Origin of the sequence: Arthrobacter sp. 135MFCol5.1 (assembly GCF_000374865.1) — a bacterium.
Classification (GTDB): domain Bacteria; phylum Actinomycetota; class Actinomycetes; order Actinomycetales; family Micrococcaceae; genus Arthrobacter.
This window is the reverse complement of sequence record NZ_KB895452.1, coordinates 714,793-733,188: the sequence shown is the minus strand read 5'-3', so window position 1 is coordinate 733,188 and position 18,396 is coordinate 714,793. Positions and strand designations below refer to the sequence as shown.

Genomic DNA, 18,396 nt, shown 5'->3' with positions numbered 1-18,396 from the left:
CGGGCGGACCGGGAACGGATTTGTTCATCGCCTTCTCAGAGGCCGGACGTATCCTGAAGTTTCAACGGCCATTTGCTCTTCGGAGGAGTCGCAGCATGCTCAACAATGCAAGCTTGGGGCTCAGCGTCGGAGCATTGGTGGCGGTGGCTGTTGCTCTGTACATCGTGCTGGTGGTGCGCCGCCGGAAGTGACCGGCAAACCAACTCGATCCGAACTGCCTGCCGCCCGATATCTGGGCTGCGCAGGGAACATCGTTGTCGAAAACGTGTAGCGGCTCCCCGACGACGAATCGAAGGGGAGCCGCTGGTGCACGCCACGGCAAGATCAGAACCGCGATGCCCCTGACGGGCTGTTGGCCGTAGCGAAGGGGTTGCCTGCCGCGTCCGTGAGGCTTGAACTAGCTGTGTAGACGGGGACGTCTGCCGCAATGTTGGTTCCCTGCGCGCCGGTGTTGTTCTTAGGGCTACCCAGTCTCACGATCAGTGTGTTGGTAGCAGGGTTCCAGCTCACCGTACTGGCGCCAGCATTCGCGCCGACGAAGACCACCGGCGAGGTTGTCGATGCATAGTTCGCAGTAGCGCCTAGCGAGATAGTTCCAACGTTCAGGGTGCACGTTTTGCTGGATACCGTCATCGAGTTGGTTGAGCTGGTGTGGTTGAACGTGACCGTAACGTCGTTGTTGGCGTTGAGATTTTGGGTTCCGGGAGTAGTCCAGGAGGAGCAGAACTTGGTAGCGTCCATGAACTCCGAATACACGATAGTGATTGTGTCTCCTGCGTCTGCTGTCCCAACGGTGCCACCATTGGCCAGCACTATACTCATGATTGTGGGTGCCACTGTGTCCTTTGTGGTGGAGCTCGCCGCGGTTGCGCTGCCCGTGTTACCGGCCGCGTCGGTAAGAGATGCTGTGAACGTCAGGATGCCTTGATCGAGCGAGGCCAAGTCCATGCTGGTGGACCAGGAGGCGCCTGAAGCCGATACCTGCTTTGTGACGCTGGGTGCCACGCTGCTTCTGGCAGTGACCGTAATAAGCCCGGTTGTATCTGTCGTGCCGCTAATTTGGACGGCCGTGTAGTTGCTGAGGTTCACGTACATCGGCGCCGTGATGGTCAGGACGGGTGCCACGGTGTCCTTCGTGTCCGTCGTAGTGGCAGGGACGCTGGCGTTGCCCGCGGAGTCCGTCACGGTGACCGTGTACGTCACCGTTCCGTCCCTCAGGGACGTGAGGTTGAGATTCACCGCCCAGCCTGAAGCGGTGGCAGTCGCCGTGCCGGTAACCACCGCGGCTGAACCCGGGCTCATCGCCGAAACGGTCACCACCGCGCCGGTTTCAGCGGTGCCGGCGACGGGAACCGAACCAACCCCGGCACTGTTCACGTATTGCGGCACGCTCGAGAACTGCGCTGCGGCCGGAGCCACCGTGTCCTTGGTGGAAGTAGCCGTCTTGGCCGGGCTGGTATTGCCCGCGGCGTCCGTGGCCGTGGCCGAGTAGGTGACTGCGCCTTGGTTCAGGCTGGTCAAGTCCAGGGATGCAGACCAGGTACCCGTCCCCGATGCCGTCACCGTGGCCGAAATGGAATGCGCGGAACCCGGATCGCTGGCAACAAGCGTCACCTTGGACCCCGCCTCAGCGGTGCCTGTCAGCGGCACCGCTCCAACGTTGCCGGCATTCACGTACGCCGGAGGGGTGAACGCCGGCGCGGCTGGTGCCTGGGTGTCGATCCGCACTGTCTGGCTCTGCGCGGACCCTGCATTGCCCACCTTGTCCGTGGCGAAGTATGTGAGCGTGTGGGTCCCGTCGCCGCTGACGGGGACATTGGCCACAGCGCCGCTGACCGTCTGCTGCGCGCCGCCGTCGAGCACGTAGGAAATGGAGGCGACGCCGGACCCGGCGGCCCCGTCATCTGCCGTGACCGTCACGCTGACGGGGCTTGTGGTGTTCCAGCCGGCCGCGTTGGGCGTGGGCGAGATTCCGGAAACGGTGGCCACCGGTGCGGTGGAGTCACTGCTGGTGCCGTTGCTTCGCGGGCTCTCGGCGCCGGTCCACAGGGCAATCGCAGGCGTCACTGTGTAGTACCAGATGCCGCCGGGCACAGACAGTTCCGTGCAGGTAAGCGTGGTGACGGTCCCGGCACAGCCGCCCGTGGCAGGGGTAGCCGTGCCGCCGGTGGCCGCCGAATAGCGTGCAACGGTGTAGCCGGTGGCGGCGCGTCCGTTCACCGTGGTGCCGCCGGCCCAGGTGACCGTTAATGCGGAGCCGGCGGCGGTGACCGCAGGCTTCGATCCTGGTGAGAGCGTGTCTGCAGCGGCGGCCGCGTTGCTGCTGCTGGTGCTTGAGGCCCAAAACGCGTAGGCGGCGGTGCCCGTTCCCAGCAGGAGCAGCAGGGCGGTAACGATCCAGGGCAGCCGGCGGGACGGGCGGCGCAGCAGGAGGAACCTCATTTCCGCACCTCCGCCGTCACGGGGACGCTGAAGGTTGCGCCCTGGCAGGCGGCGAGGGAAGTGGTGTCCATGGTGGCCGCTCCGGGGAGGGTGATGAGTGCTGATGAGTTGGCGGCAACGTACGTTGCGGGAGTGAGCGGCGCGGCACCCGCGAAGCGGACACCGGTGGTGGTGCAGCCCGGATGCGCGGCATCAGCGGCGGCGGGGCCGTTCGCAGTGACGCCGTAAACCTGCACCGAATAGGGGTTGGGATTGGTCAGGCGGAGCACGACGTCGGCGCTGCCGCCCGGGATGAGGGCCGTCTTCGGGTTGTCGCCGGCCACCAGGGCGTCGACGGTGACTGCCTGCATGGTGCCGGCCGCGGCGGACCCGGAGCCTCCGCCTGCCGCGGACCAGTAGGCGTAGGCGGTACCGGCGCCGGCAGTGGCCAGGAGCCCGGCGAGGGCCGCGGCCTTGATGCCGCGATGCCTGTGGATGCTGGTCATCTCAGTTCCCCTGTCCTGATCCCGAGTACGTGAGCTGGAGGGTTGCGCCTTTGCAACCGTCCTGGTTCCTGGAACTGTCCAGCATCCCCACCCGCGGCCAAGCAGACTGTGCCAGGCGGAGACCGGACAGCGAACTGCTGCCAGTCGGCGCCATCAGGGGGTACGGGCCGCTGTACTGGGTGAGGGCGAAATCGGCCGCCGTGCACGCCAGGTTCCTCGCTGTGGCATCCGCGCTCCTGGTAACCCCCGCGATAGCTACGGACAGGTTGGTCAGGGAAACAGACTTGTTGTTCGGGTTGCTGATCTGCAGGTCCAGTGCGGCCGAGGTACCGGGCGACAGAGTCCCGGGCACGTTACCGGAGAGGGTGAACTGCTTGATGGTTGAATCCAAGACCAGTTGGACGTTCGCGTAGGCGTACTGCGACTTCCCGGCGGCGTCCTTTCCGGTCCCCACCAGGTACAGGTTGTAGCTGCCGGTTGGTGAGGCGGCCGTGGTTGCCACCTGGAGCGTGCTCGAGTTGCCGGTTGTCGGTGTGGGAGAGAACGTTGCCGTGGCGCCGGCGGGCAGTCCGCCCTGGACGCTGAAGGATACTGCGGCGGGGAAGTTGTTGCGGGCCAACTGCAGCGTGTAGACGGCCGTTGCACCGGGTGGGACGGTGACGGAATCCGGTGTGGCGGCCACCGAGAGCGCGGAGGACATCTTGTAATTCACGGTGAGGCTGGCCTCCACGCTGCCGGACACCTTGCCGCTGGTCCCGGTAATGGTCAGGGCATTGGTTCCGGCCGGGGTGCTGGCGCTGGTGGTGGCGTTCAGCGTTGCGGTCGAGGTGCTGCCGGAGGTCAGGGTGACGGACGACGGCGTGAAGGCGCCTGCCGCGCCGGCCGGGAGTCCCGCGGTGGCCAGGTTGACGGCTCCGCTGAAGCCTCCGGTGGACGTCACCGTCACCGTGTAGGTTGCCGGCTGGCCCTGCTGGACGGACTGGCTGGCAGGGGAGACCTGCACAGTGATGCCCGGCTTTGGATTGTTCGATGCCGCGATCAGCGCCCCCGCACTTGCCAGCAGCAACAACAACGCGATGAACGCCGCCTTGATGCCGTTCCGTGTGCCGTGCCGCGATGGCCCGTCCTGCTTGTGCACCTTGTGCCCCCCTTGTTCCTTGGTGCAGACGACGGCAAGCCGGGGGCGGATTGCGCCGCCCCCGACTGGCTGTTGGTTTACTTGCTGCTGACGTTCACGGTGATAGTGGCGCTCTTGCAGGCATCTTGATTGGTGGCGGTGTCTTTGAAGGTCAAGGTGCCGGTACCAACAGTCGTTCCGGTCGTATTTGCCAAAACGGTCGTCGGTGTGTTGGACGCGTCGACCGTAAACCAGCTGGCGAGACAGTTGGTCGGGTCGCTCGTCACGACACTCGGGGTCAAGGAACCGACGACAGTGCTGGACGTGTTCGGGTTGTCAGCCGTGTAGGTCACGGCCCTCGTCTCGCCTGGTGCGATGTCAGCGGCGAACGAGGTGTGCAGGACGACGTCCTTCGTCCCGGACGAGGCGGCCGCGTTGCCGGTACCCGAACCGTTGGTGCTCCAGTAGGCATACGCGGCACCGCCACCAACAGCCACCAGGGCTGCGGACATGGCGACGGCGGCGATCTTGTTCTTCTTGGTCATTGGGCGCATGGAAAGACTCCTTGTGTGTGTGATTGAGAACCCGTTCCCCCATAGGTGGCTCCATCGAGGTGCCTTCCGGTGGATCGATGACCCAATATTTGCGAACGCAAAGGGGCGCAACAACACGTAGTGGTACCCGAATTTCCAGCGACTGGAATTGATCGCTACTTGGATCGGCGGGCGGGTACTCGCACGGGTGGGCAACGCCCTGCCCTGCGCGTCGGCATCACCTCCCGGCGCCGACGGCAAGGGGTGGTCGGCGACTTAGCCCGCTTCTACCGCGTATCCACGTCCTCGAACACCAGGAAAGTCTGCGTATCCAGGACGCCCGGCATGGTCTGCAGTTGGTCGAAAATGACCCGGCGAAGGTCGATGTTGTCCACGGCCCGGACCAGGAGGATCACGTCGAAATCACCGCCCACCAGGGCGATATGGTGTACCTCCGGGATGGCGCCCAGCTGGTCCCTAAGTTCCCGCCAGGAGTCCTGCTTCAGCTTGAGGGTGACATAGGCCGATGACTTCAGCCCTGCCTTGATGGGGTCTACCAGTGCGGTGAAGCGGGTCAGCACCCCGTCGCCGGTCAGCCGGGCGATCCGCGAGTAGGCATGTGCCCGGGAGATGTGCACGTTTTCCGCCACCTGGGTCACGGACATCCGTCCGTCCCGGGTGAGCTCACTGATGATTCGGCGGTCAATGTCGTCCAGCGGGACCTCGGCTGCTGCATCCTTGCCCGGCATTTTGTCCACGGCTCCCGTCGGTAATCCACGTCACAGTTACAAATCGTCTCCCATAGTAGGCACTTTGAAGCAGCTTCTCCACGATTTGCCCACCCGGTAGATACGAAACCTGCTGCGAGACCATACTGGGAGCGAATAGTGGCAACCGAAGGACGGACCAATGACGATCTCCGCAGACCACACCGCGCCGGACACCACCAGCACCGAGCCAGCAGGAAACGCGCTGACCGAAGCTGTGAAGAAGTTCGGCATCACGGTGGAGGACTACATGCTCCCCGCCCGGCACCAGATCCAGATGGTAGACCCGGACGGCCGGCTCATCCCCGAAGGTGAGCAGGGCACCCAGCCCGGCCACGAATACCCCGTGCCCGGCGACAAGGAACTGCTGGCAGCCTACGAGCAACTCGTCGTCGGCCGCCGCGTCAACGACCAGAACTCCGCCTTGGTCCGGCAGGGCCGGATGGCCGTCTACCCCTCCAGCCACGGGCAGGAAGCCTGCCAGGTTGCCGCCGCCCTGTGCCTCTCCGACGCCGACTGGATGTTCCCCACCTACCGTGACGCCGTGGCCGTCATGACCCGTGGCGTGGACCCGGTGCAGGTGATGACCATTTTCCGCGGCGACTGGCACGGCGGTTACGACCCCCTCGAAAACAAGGTGGGCATCCAGTGCACCCCGCTGACCACCCAGCTGCTGCACGCCGTGGGGGTGGCCCACGCCGCCAAGCTCCGCGGCGAGGACACCGTGGTCCTGGCCATGTGCGGCGACGGAGCCACCAGCGAAGGTGACTTTCATGAGGCCCTCAACTTCGCCGCCGTCTTCCACCTGCCGGTGATCTTCTTCGTCCAGAACAACAAGTACGCCATCTCGGTGCCGCTGGCGCACCAGTCTGTGGCGCCGTCGCTCGCGCACAAGGCCGTGGGCTACGGCATGGCCGGCGAGCGCGTGGACGGAAACGACGTCGTGGCGCTCCTGGCCGTCCTGGACCGCGCCGTCAAGCTCGCCCGAGAAGGCTCCGGTCCGCTGCTGGTGGAAGCGAACACGTACCGCATGCAGGCCCACACGAACGCCGACGACGACACCCGCTACCGCGAAAACAGCGAGGTTGCCGAGTGGCGGGCCAAGGACCCGGTCAACAGGATGCGCACGTACCTCACGGACCGCGGGTTGTTGGACGACGACGGCGAGGCCCGCATCCGTGAACACGCCGAGGCCGTTGCCGCGCAGCTCCGCGAAGGCCTCAGCGAGGATGTTCCCGTCGACCCGCAGGAACTGTTCCGCCACGTTTTCGACCGGCAGACACCGCAGCTGGCGGAAGAATCCGCCATGCTCGCCGACGAACTCGCCCGCGACGCAGCTGCTACCGATTCACAGGAGGCCGGCAAGTGAGCCCCACCATCACCACCTCGTCCGAGGCCAACGGCAACGTTTCCGCCGCCACCGCCCGGGCCGCAGCCTCCGCGGCGGCGTCCGCCGAAGCCGCCGGCCCGCAGCCGGTCACCATGGCCAAGGCCCTGAACACGGCGCTCGCCGACGCCATGCACGCCGACTCCTCCGTCCTGGTCTTCGGCGAGGACGTGGGCATGCTGGGCGGCGTCTTCCGCATCACCGACGGCCTCACCGCCACGTTCGGCGAACAGCGCTGCTTCGACACTCCGCTGGCCGAATCCGGCATTGTGGGCATGGCCGTCGGCATGGCGATCAACGGGATGCGCCCGGTGATCGAGATGCAGTTCGACGCGTTCGCGTACCCCGCGTTCGAGCAGATTGTCAGCCACGTGGCCAAGATGCACAACCGCACCAAGGGGGCCGTGAGACTGCCCCTGGTCATCCGCATCCCGTACGGCGGCGGCATCGGCGGAGTGGAACACCACTGCGATTCCTCCGAGTCCTACTACGCCCACACCGCCGGCCTGAAGGTGTACACCCCCGCCACCGTGGCGGACGGCTACCGGATGCTCCGCGAAGCCATCGACTCCGACGACCCCGTCATCTTCATGGAACCCAAGAAGATGTACTGGACCAAGGACCAGGTGGACTTGGGTGAGCTGCGGCGCCTTCATGCGGAAGGCACGACGACGGGACACACCTCCGAAGGCCGGGCCGCCGTCGCCCGTCCCGGAACGGATGCCACGCTGATTGCCTACGGCCCGTCCGTCCCCACCGCGCTCGCCGCCGCCGAAGCGGCCGCGCTGGAAGGGCGCTCGCTGGAAGTCATCGACGTGCGGACCATCGTGCCGTTCGACGACGCCACCGTGTGTGAGTCCGTCCGGAAGACCGGCCGGGCCGTGGTGATCGCCGAGGCACACGGCTTCGCGTCCGTGTCCTCCGAGATCGTGGCCCGGGTCCAGGAACGCTGCTTCCACTACTTGGCCGCGCCCATCCGCCGGGTCACCGGGTTCGACGTCCCGTACCCGGCGCCCAAACTCGAGAAGTACTACCTGCCCGGCGTGGACCGCATCCTCGACGCCGTCGACGACCTTCAGTGGGAGAACTGACCATGAGCCAAGCACGTGTGTTTTTGTTGCCGGACCTGGGCGAGGGCCTGACCGAAGCCGAACTCGTTGCCTGGCACGTTTCGGTGGGGGACACGATTGTTGTTGACCAGCCGATCGCCGAGGTGGAAACCGCAAAGTCCGCCGTCGAGGTTCCGTCCCCGTACGCGGGGATCGTCACCGAGCTGCACGGGAAGCCGGGGGAGACCCTGGATGTGGGGAAGCCGCTGATCTCGGTGACGCCGCTCTTTACTGGTGTCGCCGGTGGGGCTGACGCGGATGACGCCGCCCCCGCCCCTTCGCCGGACGACCATGCTGCAAGCAGCATGTCGTCCGGCTCAGGAAGGCCCGATGCCACTCCCGGGGCGGCATCATCCGCGCCAGCTGCCTCAGAGGCTGCAGCCGAGACTTACCGGGAAGAGGAGAAGGCCGGGTCGGGGAATGTGTTGATCGGTTATGGCACTCCCGGCGGTCACGGCGTTGCCCGGCGCACCCGTGCTCCCAAAGCCGCGCTCTCGGTGGTTGAGCCTGTCGAAACCAAGCCTGTCAACACCACCGAGGACGACCTCAGCCTCCTGCGCACCCGCGTCCCCGGCAAGCTCGGCGCGGTGATTTCACCGCTGGTCCGGCGCATGGCCCGGGAGCACGGCGTCGATCTCGGCGGCCTCCAAGGCTCCGGCGACAGTGGCCTCATCATGCGCCGCGACGTCGAAGCGGCCATCTCCACCCCGGCGGTCGAGCCGGCGGAAACCAGGCGCACCCCGGCGGTTGAGCCTGTCGAAACCAAAACCGCAGACCCCCGCACGGGTCTTGCCGTCTCCGCCCGCACTCCTGTCCGCGGTGTCCGGAAGGCAGTGGCCGCAAACATGGCGCGCAGCCGCTCGGAAATCCCGGAAGCGACCGTGTGGGTGGATGTGGATGCCACGGCGTTGATGGAGCTGCGGGAAGGACTCAAAGCCAAGGGTGGGGAAGCTCCGGGCCTGCTCGCCTTCATCGCCCGGTTCGTCACCGCCGGGCTGAAGAAGTACCCGGAACTGAACACGCGGATCGAAACAGCGGAGGACGGCTCGCAGGAGATCGTCTCGTTCGACGGGATCAACCTCGGCTTCGCGGCCCAGACCGAACGCGGCCTCGTGGTGCCTTCCGTCCGCGGCGCCGAGAAACTCAGCGCCCGGGAACTGGACGCGGAAATCCGCCGCCTCACGCAGGTGGCCCGGGACGGCAAGGCGACACCCGCCGAACTCGGCAGCGGCACCTTCACCCTGAACAACTACGGCGTATTCGGCGTGGACGGATCCGCTGCCATCATCAACCACCCGGAGGTGGGCATCCTCGGCGTGGGCCGCATCATCGACAAGCCCTGGGTGGTCAACGGTGAGCTCGCTGTCCGCAAGGTCACCGAGCTCACCCTCACCTTCGACCACCGGGTGTGCGACGGTGGCACCGCCGGCGGCTTCCTCCGCTTCGTGGCGGACGCCATCGAAAACCCCACGTCCTTGCTGGCGGACATCTGAGCTCCTCCACGTTCGACGAGCGCCGCCGGTAGGTTGGCCCTTAGCCGGCCAGCCCTCGGCGGATGTTCCTTATGTGGAGGTAGGCCATCAGCACCAGCAGGGGAGTGTGGATGGCCGGAAGGTTGTGGGCGAACCATTTTGGCAGGTAGATGTCCGTGACCGAGCCGGTTTCGGCGCCGTACCGTTTCGCGAGGCCGGTGAGGGGGCAATGGAATCCGTTGGCGGCAAATACCAGGGTTTCGGCGGCGACCACTGCCGCCGCCACGCCGACGCGCTTGTCGGTCCGCCCGGCCAAGCCGGTGACGAGCACGTAGACGACGCATAGCTCAATCGACAGCCACGCGAGAGTGTGGACTGCCTTGATTGCTGCCACGGCGGACGGATTGTGTTTCGTGGCTGTCACGTTGCCACGGCTTCCCATCGTGACCCCGGGGCTGCTTCGGGAGTCCCCTCGGCGGCCAGCGCGGTGTCCTTGGCCATTCTGCGTTTCCTTTCGGGCGGGATGCACTGGCACCTGCTGGTACCAGTGCATCTCCGGGGATGGTCCCGGACCAGAGGAATAGGTCCCGCCGAAAGGAAACCTAGGGCGTGGTGTGGCCGGGGAGGTCCCGGCCGTTGGCGTCGCCGGGCTGGTGGGCGCGGTACACGAAGTGCTCCACGCGGCGGTCCGGGACCAGCCAGATCAGCGCCACCACCGTGTACACGGCGATACCCAGGAGCGGCTGGGCGAGGGTCAGGGCTATGCCGACGAGGTAGATCAGTGGCGAGGCCTTGCCTTTCCAGTCGCGCCCCAGGGCCTGGGCGACGGCCCCGGTTTTGCCCTGTTCGCGGATGAGTGCCTGCTCCAGGATGTAGAAAGCGATGGCTGCGGCGAGAAGGTTGATGCCGTAGACCAGCACCGGCACCTCTACGAACCCGGACTCATCCATCCACCGGGTGGTGAAGGGGAACAGGGAGAGCCAGAACAGCAGGTGCAGGTTGGCCCAGAGGATGGCACCGTTGACGCGGTCCGCAATCTGGATCAGGTGGTGGTGGTTGTTCCAGTAGATCCCCACATAGACGAAGCTGAGCAGGTAGCTGAGCAAGGTGGGCAGCACCCCGGCGACGCCATGCCAGGTGGGCTCCTCAGGTACTCGCAGCTCCAGCACCATGATGGTGATGATGATTGCCAGCACGCCATCGCTGAACGCCTCAAGCCGGTTTTTGTTCACAGTTCTGCCCTCCGTCAGAAGCATAATGCCCGGTCGCTGGCTTGGGCACCGGTCGCTGCGATGTCAGACGCCGGCCGCGCCCCGCCGTCGAACGCCGTGCCTTTTTTCGATTAGGGTCTTTACGCCCTAGCCGGAGGTCTATAAAGTGATTTAGGTCATAGTCCGGATGGGCGCCCGGGGGCGTCCGGGAAGGGGGAGTGCATCAACACCGACCACTATCGGAAGCCAAGTGACAACCACTACGTTGAAAGCCCCTCCTAGGAGGGGCTTTCCCTTTGCCGCGGGCCACGGCGAACCGGCAACTGGCGGCGTCAGCCGGCCAGGCCGGACAGGCGGGCACGGAGGAAACGCTGCTCGGCTTCGTTGTCCGTCAGGATCAATGCCTCCTCGAACGCCACCCGCGCCTCATCCGGCCGGCCCAGCCGGACCAGGAAGTCACCGCGCGCCGCAGCCAGGTACGGGTACCTTGCAAGCTGCGGCTCGGCGCCAAGCGCATCGAGTTCTGCCAGCCCCTCGGACGGCCCCACCGCGAAGCCCAGGGCGATGGCCCGGTTGAGCCGGACCACGGGGGAGGGCCACCGCTCCATCAGCAGGTCGTAAAGGCCAAGGATCTCCTGCCAGTCGGTGCCGGACCAGGACCCGCTCTCGTCATGGACGGCAGCGATGGCTGCCATGAGGGCAAAGCGGCCGGGCGGCCGGGACGCCAGCGCCTCGCGCAGGAGCGCCACTCCCTCCGTGACGGCGTGCCGGTCCCACTTGGACCGGTCCTGGTTCTCCAACAGGACGAGGTCCCGGTTCCCGTCCACCCGGGCATCCCGCCGCGCCTCTGTCAGCAGGACCAGGGCCAGGAGCCCGGCCACATCGGGGTCGGCAGGAAGCAGTTCACGCAGCAGCCGGGCAAGCTCCACGCCGCGCTCGGCAAGGTCCCGGCGCATCAGGTCGGCTCCTGACGGCGCCGTGTGCCCGGTGGTGTACACGAGGTACACCACCGACAGGACTCCGTCCACGCGCTCGTGCAGCTCGTCCGCCGACGGCACCCGGTAGGGGATGTGAGCGGCCGTGATCTTCTTCTTCGCCCGGGTGATGCGGGCCGCCATGGTGGCCTCGGGGACCAAGAACGCCCGCGCCACCTCGGCCGTGGACAGTCCGCAGAGCAGCCGCAGCGTCAAGGCCACCCGTGCCTCAAAGGGAAGGGCAGGGTGGCAACAGGTAAAAATCAGCCTCAGCCGGTCATCCGGAATATCGTCCCCATCTGTGAACCCGCCGTCGTCGTCCTCACGGCCAAGGAGCTTGGGCAGAGCCCGTTGCGCCGTTGCCGCACGGCGCCGCATATCCAAAGCCCGTCGTCGTGCTGTCACCGTCAGCCAAGCCCCGGGATTGCTCGGGATGCCGTTCCCGCCCCACGTGGACAAGGCGCTGGCGTACGCGTCCTGGACGGCTTCCTCAGCGGCGTCAATGTCCCCGGCAACCCGCACCGTGGCCGCCAGCACGAACGCCCACTCCCGGCGGTGCGCATGGGCAACCGCGGCTGCAACCTCCGAGCCGGCGGCCCGCGCCATCAGCTGACCACCCGGACCGGCCACACCTCAACCCCGACGCCGGCGGGCACCTCCTTGCCGATCTGGAGCGCTTCGTCGAGGTCGGCCGCCTCCACCAGATAGTAGCCGCCCAGGGTCTCCTTCGACTCGGCAAAGGGGCCGTCCGTCACCACGAACCCGCCGGCCCCGTCGCGCCGGATGGATGTCGCCGTGGAGGACGGGTGGAGGGCGGCGCCGCTGATCAGGGACGCTCCGCGGCGTTCCATGAACTCCTGGTAGTTGGCGCTGATCGACTCGCCTTCGGCCTGCCTGGTCACCGCTTCGTCCTGGTAAATCAGGATCAGATACTTGGACATTTTGAACTCCCTTCGCTTGTCAATAAGAGCCCACTGTTGGAGCCCCTACCCATACGACGCGCGGGGGAAGCCCGGATCGACAACGCTCTAAAAAAGTTCGCCCGGGCAGCGGAGTTTATGCCGCCGCCCGGACGAGTGTCCGCCTAGCCCAGCTCAGCGCAGATGTTCCGCTGCGTGCCTGACTGCTGCTGGAAGGGCTGGGTCAGGGTGTAGTTGCTGTCAGTGGTGTACTTGACCACACCGGTGTACAGGATGGTGGACGGTCCGCCGAGGTCAACCTTGTCGAACAACAGGACCAGGTTTGCGCCGGACAGCGACCACGTAATGTCGCCGGTGGCGATGTCCGTGGCGCTCCTGGTGACCGAACCCTTCGTGCCGAACGTTACTGACTTTCCGGATTCGGCATTGGTCACCGTGATGGTTGTTCCACGGCCGGCGACGACGGTGTAGATGATTCCGTCCTTGATTCGTGTCATGCGGACGTCCTGTGTCCCACCGGTCGAACTGAGCGTGACGTCAAAACCGGGGCACGCAGGATACGCCGGGACCGGCGGGGCGGCCTGGACCGCTTGTGGAGCGAGCAGCGCCATCGCTGCCAAGAGCGTCGCCAGAAGCAGGCGCACTAGTATTTTCCTCATTTTTGGTTTCTCCATTTTTGCCTGAATTGAGCAATGTGGTTGGCGCACCACCAAGACGGGGAGGAGACCGTTCGCCATGCAAAGTCGGGGCTATGCCCTGTGTGCAGCACCGGAACGGCGCTGTGTGGCGTCCTTGGCCGCTGTGCGGCCTACGCCACAGCGTACGGAGGATCGGTGTGGCGCAAACAGTCTTGACAGGTGTAAAGGCGGGTGAATTCGGCGTAAACGGCGTGCCCATTGGTCGATGACGCACGCGCGTCCTGGGGGCGGGCCGTTCCGCCCGGCGTAAAGGAATCGTTAAAGTTTCGGCCGAAAGCGCAGTTGGCGGGCTGTGCCGCAGGCGCCGGCAAGTACTTTGGACGCAGTGCCGCCTTCTCAGGGACCCCCAACCTGGAGAAGGCGGCACGCCTGCTTTTGGGGCGGCAGTCTTCCCTGTATTTCCAAGGTACCGCGCTCCGGGGGGCTTGCCGCAAGGCCCCCGGGCTGACGCATACTGGGTGCCGCATCCCGGCTGGCGGGTGCAGGAACGGGCGGGGACAACATGCATGATGTGGTGATTGTGGGGAGCGGGCCCACGGGGTTGATGCTCGCGGCGGAATTGCGCCTGGCGGGCGTGGAGGCGCTGGTGTTGGAGCGGCGGCCGTCCCAGGAACTGGCCGGTTCCCGCGGCGGTGGAATCCACGCGCGAACCATTGAACTGCTGGACCAGCGCGGCATCGCGGAGCGGTTCCTCGCCGAGGGTAAGACCGTTCAGGCGGCAACGTTTGGCGCCACCCAGCTGGACCTGGCCGGCCTGCCCACGCGCCACCCGTTCACGCTGGCTCTGTTCCAGAACCACATCGAGCGGCTGCTGCTGGGCTGGGCAGAGGAGCTGGGCGTGCAGGTCCGGCGGGGCGTGGAGGTCACCGGCGTGGTTGCGGACGACGACGGCGCCGACGTCCAGCTCGCCGGCGGCGGACCCGTGCGGGCCAGGTTTGTGGTGGGCACCGACGGCGGACGCAGCGTGGTGCGGCGCTCGGCGGGGATCAACTTCCCCGGCCCGGACGCCACCCGCAGCAGCCTGATCGCGGAGGTGAAGGTGGCCGGCGAACCCGTGCAGCAGGGCACAGTGGATGCCCGCGGCACCCACGGGCTGTACCCGATGGGAGACGGCATGGTCCGGGTGGTGGTGACAGAAGCGGAGCTGGGTCCCGCCACCGAGCCCACGCTGGAGGACCTGCGCCGCGCCTTGACCGATGTGTTCGGCACGGACTTCGGCGTGCACAGCCCTGCCTGGCTCTCGCGTTTCACGGACGCCACCCGGCAGGCGGAGTCCTATCGGAAGGGCCGCGTCCTGTTGGCCGGCGACGCCGCCCACGTCCATTCCCCGACCGGCGGGCAGGGCATTGGCCTGGGCCTCCAGGATGCCGTGAACCTCGGTTGGAAGCTGGCGCAGGTGGTCCGCGGAATAGCCGGGGACCACCTGCTGGACACCTACCATGCCGAACGCCACCCGGCAGGCGCCCGCGCGCTCAAATACACCATGGCGCAGTCCCTGTTCCAGAAGGCCGATCCCCGGCAGGAGGCGCTGCGGGACCTGCTGGACGAGGTCCTCCGCCGCGAGGGCGCTGCCGATCCGGTGACGGCACTGGTCACCGGCCTCGACGTCGCCTACGGTCCTGGCACGGGCCACCCCCTCGTGGGACGCCGGATGCCCGACCTGGATATCGCCACCGTTGGGGGATCCGTGCGGGTTTATGAGCTGTTGCACCAGGCGCGGCCAGTGCTGCTGGAACTGGGCGGTGCCGGCCTGGACGCGGGTGCGTGGACTGGGCGGGTGCGGCAGGTTTCCGGGACGTACGACGGCGCGTGGGAGCTTCCGGTGCTGGGCGTGGTGCCTGCACCCACTGCAGTGCTGGTGCGTCCGGACGGCTACGTGGCCTGGGCCGGCGGGCACTCGGCGTCGGGCCTGCCGGAAGCGATGGCGGAGTGGTTGGGTCCAGCCCGCTGAATCCTTGCATGATCTTGACAGAAAATTGTGCGCTTGCACGTTGTTGCCGGAAGGCAGGTGCTTGTAGGCTGGCCCAAGGTCAGGCAGACGGCCAGCAACGCACCGTCTGAGGATATCCGTGACCGTTCTCCCCACAACACCCGAGCCCCTTCCGGGCGTGCATCCGCCTCCCCCCTAGCTGGCGCGGATGTGGCCCAAGGGAAATCCATGATTCGGGGGTGGGCCACATCCACGCCGTACACTCCGGGAGTCAGCAGCGTCGCTGGCTCCCGGGCCGGCGGGGAACGCCGCCGGCGTGCAACCTCAATCCTCGAAGTAGGCGGCTGTGGGCTGGGAGCCCGTGAACCGGTCCACCAGCGACTGGGCAAGATCGTTGAGCTTTTGGTTCCGCGTGTTGGAGGCCCGGCGGAGTACTTCAAACGCCTGGTCCTTGCTGCACTGGTTTTGCGCCATGATGATCCCGCAGGCCACGTCAATCGCGGTCCTGGTGTCCATCGCGGCCTTCAAGTGCTCGGCACGCTGGTCCGCGGACGCTATCCGGATAGCCAGGCGCAGGGCCATGCCCGCCATGTCCGCAAACCGTACCGCCTCGGACACCGCCCGCTCACTGAAGAGCCCGCTGGCGGGTGCGAAAAAATCCAGGACGGCCCCGGCGTCGTCCTGCAGTTTCATGGGCACCCCCAGCGCGCTGGCGATGCCCGCGGCTGCGAGGGCCTGGCGGTACTCGGGCCACCGGGGGTCGGAGTCCACGTCACCCAGCAGGACGGGGACGCCGGTCTCCAGCGCGTCGACGCAGGGCCCGTCTCCCAGTGTCTGCTCGATCCTGTCCAGCACCACCGCAGTATCGCTGCTGCCGCCAATGGTGGCCGTGTGCTTGCGGCGGCGCAGGGTCACGGCGCATTCAATAGGCGTGCCGGTGGTGTCCGTCATGGTGGCCGCCGCAAACGTGGTGATGGCGTCCAACACGGATTTGATGTCTTCCGTGCCGCCGATCAGTTCGACGAGCCGCTCGAAATCTTCTGCCATGTCCTGGTCCACCATGTGTTCAATGTAGAAGGCGCGCCGGCCGGCCACAAGCCACGATGTTGGGACCCGTTTTCAGCGTCCGCCCAGCTTCCACACAGGGCAGTTATGGAAACGTTATATATGCTTGCTTAGTGGTTTTTAGGTCAAGCAGTGGAATTTTGTCAGCCGCGGAGCGCCCGGCCTTGCCCGGAACGGGGCTCATCGCCGGGCGCAAGCATGCCCTGGACGGGCTCCGCACCATCGCCGTGGCGGGAGTGTTCTTTTTTCACACGGCCACCGATCTTGTCCCCGGGGGATCCATCGGCGTCGACGTCTTCTTCACGCTCAGCGGCTTCGTGATCACGCTGCTGATCATGAAGGAGTGGAGCACCACCGGCCGCCTCCACCTGGGCATCTTCTACGCCAAGCGCCTGGCCCGGCTCTGGCCGGCGTTGCTGGCGCTCTGCGCGGTGATCCTCGTGGCAGGCCTCCTGTTCCCGGCCTCGGGCTGGGGCGGACAGGCGGGGTTCGTCCTGCCGGCCGCGGCCTACGTGATGAACCTGGCGCACTTTGGCGTGTTCGGCGACTCCATCGCCGGGGAAACGCTGGGCCCCACCTGGACCCTGGCCGTTGAGGAGCAGTTCTACCTGGTGTGGCCGCTCCTGCTGCTGGTGATGCTCCGGTTGTGGAAGGTCCGCACCGTCGCCTTCGCCACGCTGGCGGTGGCCGGCGCGTTCCTGCTGAACCGGATCCTGCTGGTCACCGAGGGCCAGCCGCTGGCCCGGATCTACAACGGCCCGGATACCCGCGCCGACGAGCTGCTGATTGGCTGCGCACTGGCCCTGCTGTTCACTTCCGTGCGGACCGGCTCCCGGCTGCACGGTGGGTTGGTGTCCGTGGCCCGTTGGGGAGCCCCGCTGGCGGCCATTACTCTGGGGGCCGCCCTGTTCCTGTTCCGGGAACCTGACACGCCTGGCGTGTGGTTCACGGTTTTCTGGGCTGCCGGGCCCGCGGTGCTCGCCCTGTTGTCAGCGGTGCTGATAGGAGCCTTGGTGCTTGAGCCGGCAGGGTTCCTGGCACGGATCCTGAGCCACCCGTGGCTTGCCAACCCCGGCCGCGACCTGTCGTATGCGATGTACCTCTGGCACTTGCCGGTGTACCTGTTGCTGATGCGGCTGATCCCGGCGTTGCCCCTCCGGATCGCGCTGACCGCGGTCCTCACCGTGCTGGTGGCGTACGCGTCGTTCCGCTTTGTGGAGCGGCCGCTCCGGCAGTGGGCCAACGCAAAGCTGGAACCCGCCGTCGGGCCGGTACCACGGGAACGCACCAAGGAGCCGGTGGCCGCCTGAGCCACTCTGCTCCCGGCGGCCGAAGGCCCGGCCGGCAGGCGGCCTGTGCCGTCAGTGCTGGATGCTTTCCTGGTCACGGTGCGCAGCGGGTTCGATCTGGAAGGTGGAATGCTCGATGCTGACGTCGAAGTCCTTGGCCACGCAGCGTTGCAGGTCGGCCAGGATGCTTGCCGAGTGCCCGTCGCGCATGCACTGATCCTGCACGGTGACGTGGGCGGACAACACCGGAACGCCCGAGGCCACCAGTGAAGCGTGCAGGTCGTGGACGTCGATGACGTGCGGCAGGGCCAGGATGTGTTCCCGTACTTTGGCCAGGTCCAGGCCCGGGGGAGTACTTTCCATCAGCACGTTCACGGTGTCCCGGAGCAGGCTGAGGGTGCGCGGGATGATCAGCGCACCGATCAGCAGGGACACGACGGCGTCCGCCCGGGTCCAGCCGGTCAGGGCGATGACCAGTGCTGCCACGATCACCGCGATGGAACCCAGGGCGTCGTTGAGCACCTCGAGGAACGCGGCCTTCATGTTGAAGTTGTGGTGACGGCCGGAGGCGAGCACCACAAGCCCCACCGCGTTGCCGGCCAGGCCGATGACGCCGAACCACAGCATGAGGGAGCCGCCCACCTCGGGAGGGGCAAACAGCCGGCGGATGCCCTCCACAATGACGAATCCGCCCACGCCCAGCAGCAATGCGGCCTGCCCGGCCGCGGCGATGATTTCGGCGCGCTTGTAACCCCAGGTGCGGGTGTGGGTGGCAGGCTTCAGGGCAAGGGATGCCGCAATCACGGCAATGAGGAGCCCCGCGGAATCGGTGAACATGTGCCCGGCGTCCGCCAGCAGGGCCAGGCTTCCGGTCAGGACCGTTCCGAGGATCTCGGCCAGCATCACGGTAAACGTGATGCCGAAAACCAGCAGCAGCTTTCCGCGCTGGCCGTGGTGGTCGGCTCCGCCGTGGGAGTGGCTGTGTCCGCTGCCCACG

The 18,396-nt window shown here is 66.6% G+C and carries 17 protein-coding genes; 5 read left to right on the top strand and 12 right to left on the bottom strand.

Translation table 11 applies throughout. The features are described from left to right. Nucleotides 1-324: 324 nt before the first annotated feature. The 5 genes from C563_RS0103440 to C563_RS0103420 all read right to left on the bottom strand — a co-directional run bounded on the left by C563_RS0103440 (nt 325) and on the right by C563_RS0103420 (nt 5,326). Complete coding sequence (locus tag C563_RS0103440) at nt 325-2,442, bottom strand: beta strand repeat-containing protein (protein WP_018760636.1); 2,118 nt, start codon at nt 2,440-2,442, stop codon at nt 325-327. Then, a complete protein-coding gene (locus C563_RS0103435) occupies nt 2,439-2,927 on the bottom strand; it encodes a hypothetical protein (protein ID WP_018760635.1) in 489 nt (162 codons plus the stop codon). The genes C563_RS0103440 and C563_RS0103435 overlap by 4 nt, the downstream gene beginning before the upstream one ends. A gap of 1 nt (nt 2,928) precedes the next feature. Next, nucleotides 2,929-4,065 carry a COG1470 family protein gene (locus C563_RS0103430; RefSeq protein WP_018760634.1) on the bottom strand — a complete coding sequence of 379 codons (1,137 nt, stop codon included), beginning with the start codon at nt 4,063-4,065 and terminating at the stop codon, nt 2,929-2,931. 77 nt (nt 4,066-4,142) lie between these two features. Further along, entirely contained in the window at nt 4,143-4,598 is a 456-nt protein-coding gene (locus C563_RS0103425) for a hypothetical protein (protein ID WP_026264335.1), read from the bottom strand. 266 nt (nt 4,599-4,864) lie between these two features. Continuing rightward, nucleotides 4,865-5,326: an Lrp/AsnC family transcriptional regulator gene (locus C563_RS0103420; protein ID WP_109044260.1), complete on the bottom strand. Its 462-nt coding sequence runs from the start codon at nt 5,324-5,326 to the stop codon at nt 4,865-4,867. Nucleotides 5,327-5,486: 160 nt separating this feature from the next. On the opposite strand from C563_RS0103420, the gene pdhA reads away from it, so the two are divergent. Genes pdhA through C563_RS0103405 form a run of 3 tightly spaced genes read left to right on the top strand, consistent with a single transcriptional unit; the run spans nt 5,487 to nt 9,333 of the window. Beyond that, nucleotides 5,487-6,713, top strand: coding sequence for a pyruvate dehydrogenase (acetyl-transferring) E1 component subunit alpha (gene pdhA / locus C563_RS0103415; RefSeq protein WP_018760631.1), 1,227 nt, complete (start codon nt 5,487-5,489; stop codon nt 6,711-6,713). Continuing rightward, nucleotides 6,710-7,822 carry an alpha-ketoacid dehydrogenase subunit beta gene (locus C563_RS0103410; protein WP_018760630.1) on the top strand — a complete coding sequence of 371 codons (1,113 nt, stop codon included), beginning with the start codon at nt 6,710-6,712 and terminating at the stop codon, nt 7,820-7,822. Before pdhA ends, C563_RS0103410 begins: the two co-directional genes overlap by 4 nt. A gap of 2 nt (nt 7,823-7,824) precedes the next feature. Next, nucleotides 7,825-9,333, top strand: coding sequence for a dihydrolipoamide acetyltransferase family protein (locus C563_RS0103405; protein ID WP_026264334.1), 1,509 nt, complete (start codon nt 7,825-7,827; stop codon nt 9,331-9,333). Nucleotides 9,334-9,373: 40 nt separating this feature from the next. Here the strand turns inward: C563_RS0103405 and C563_RS0103400 are convergent, their stop codons facing one another. The 5 genes from C563_RS0103400 to C563_RS0103375 form a co-directional block, all read right to left on the bottom strand. After that, nucleotides 9,374-9,736, bottom strand: coding sequence for a hypothetical protein (locus C563_RS0103400; protein ID WP_018760628.1), 363 nt, complete (start codon nt 9,734-9,736; stop codon nt 9,374-9,376). Between the two features lie 178 nt (nt 9,737-9,914). Next, nucleotides 9,915-10,544, bottom strand: coding sequence for a TMEM175 family protein (locus C563_RS0103390; RefSeq protein WP_018760627.1), 630 nt, complete (start codon nt 10,542-10,544; stop codon nt 9,915-9,917). A gap of 311 nt (nt 10,545-10,855) precedes the next feature. After that, the gene (locus tag C563_RS0103385) at nt 10,856-12,103 is read right to left on the bottom strand and encodes an RNA polymerase sigma factor (protein WP_026264333.1); all 1,248 of its coding nucleotides are present in this window, start codon (nt 12,101-12,103) and stop codon (nt 10,856-10,858) included. Then, nucleotides 12,103-12,438, bottom strand: a complete 336-nt coding sequence (locus C563_RS0103380; RefSeq protein WP_018760625.1) for a YciI family protein — start codon at nt 12,436-12,438, stop codon at nt 12,103-12,105. Before C563_RS0103380 ends, C563_RS0103385 begins: the two co-directional genes overlap by 1 nt. Nucleotides 12,439-12,581: 143 nt before the next feature. Beyond that, nucleotides 12,582-12,914, bottom strand: coding sequence for a hypothetical protein (locus C563_RS0103375; protein WP_133830423.1), 333 nt, complete (start codon nt 12,912-12,914; stop codon nt 12,582-12,584). A gap of 703 nt (nt 12,915-13,617) precedes the next feature. On the opposite strand from C563_RS0103375, the gene C563_RS0103370 reads away from it, so the two are divergent. Then, nucleotides 13,618-15,066: an FAD-dependent monooxygenase gene (locus C563_RS0103370; protein ID WP_018760623.1), complete on the top strand. Its 1,449-nt coding sequence runs from the start codon at nt 13,618-13,620 to the stop codon at nt 15,064-15,066. Nucleotides 15,067-15,369: 303 nt separating this feature from the next. Here the strand turns inward: C563_RS0103370 and C563_RS0103365 are convergent, their stop codons facing one another. Then, a complete protein-coding gene (locus C563_RS0103365) occupies nt 15,370-16,092 on the bottom strand; it encodes a GAF and ANTAR domain-containing protein (RefSeq protein ID WP_231369824.1) in 723 nt (240 codons plus the stop codon). Nucleotides 16,093-16,250: 158 nt separating this feature from the next. Here C563_RS0103365 and C563_RS0103360 point away from each other — a divergent pair, with 158 nt between their 5' ends. Next, nucleotides 16,251-17,420, top strand: coding sequence for an acyltransferase family protein (locus tag C563_RS0103360; RefSeq protein WP_018760621.1), 1,170 nt, complete (start codon nt 16,251-16,253; stop codon nt 17,418-17,420). 51 nt (nt 17,421-17,471) lie between these two features. On the opposite strand, the gene C563_RS0103355 is transcribed toward C563_RS0103360, so the two are convergent. Then, nucleotides 17,472-18,395: a cation diffusion facilitator family transporter gene (locus C563_RS0103355; RefSeq protein ID WP_018760620.1), complete on the bottom strand. Its 924-nt coding sequence runs from the start codon at nt 18,393-18,395 to the stop codon at nt 17,472-17,474. Nucleotide 18,396 lies beyond the last annotated feature (1 nt).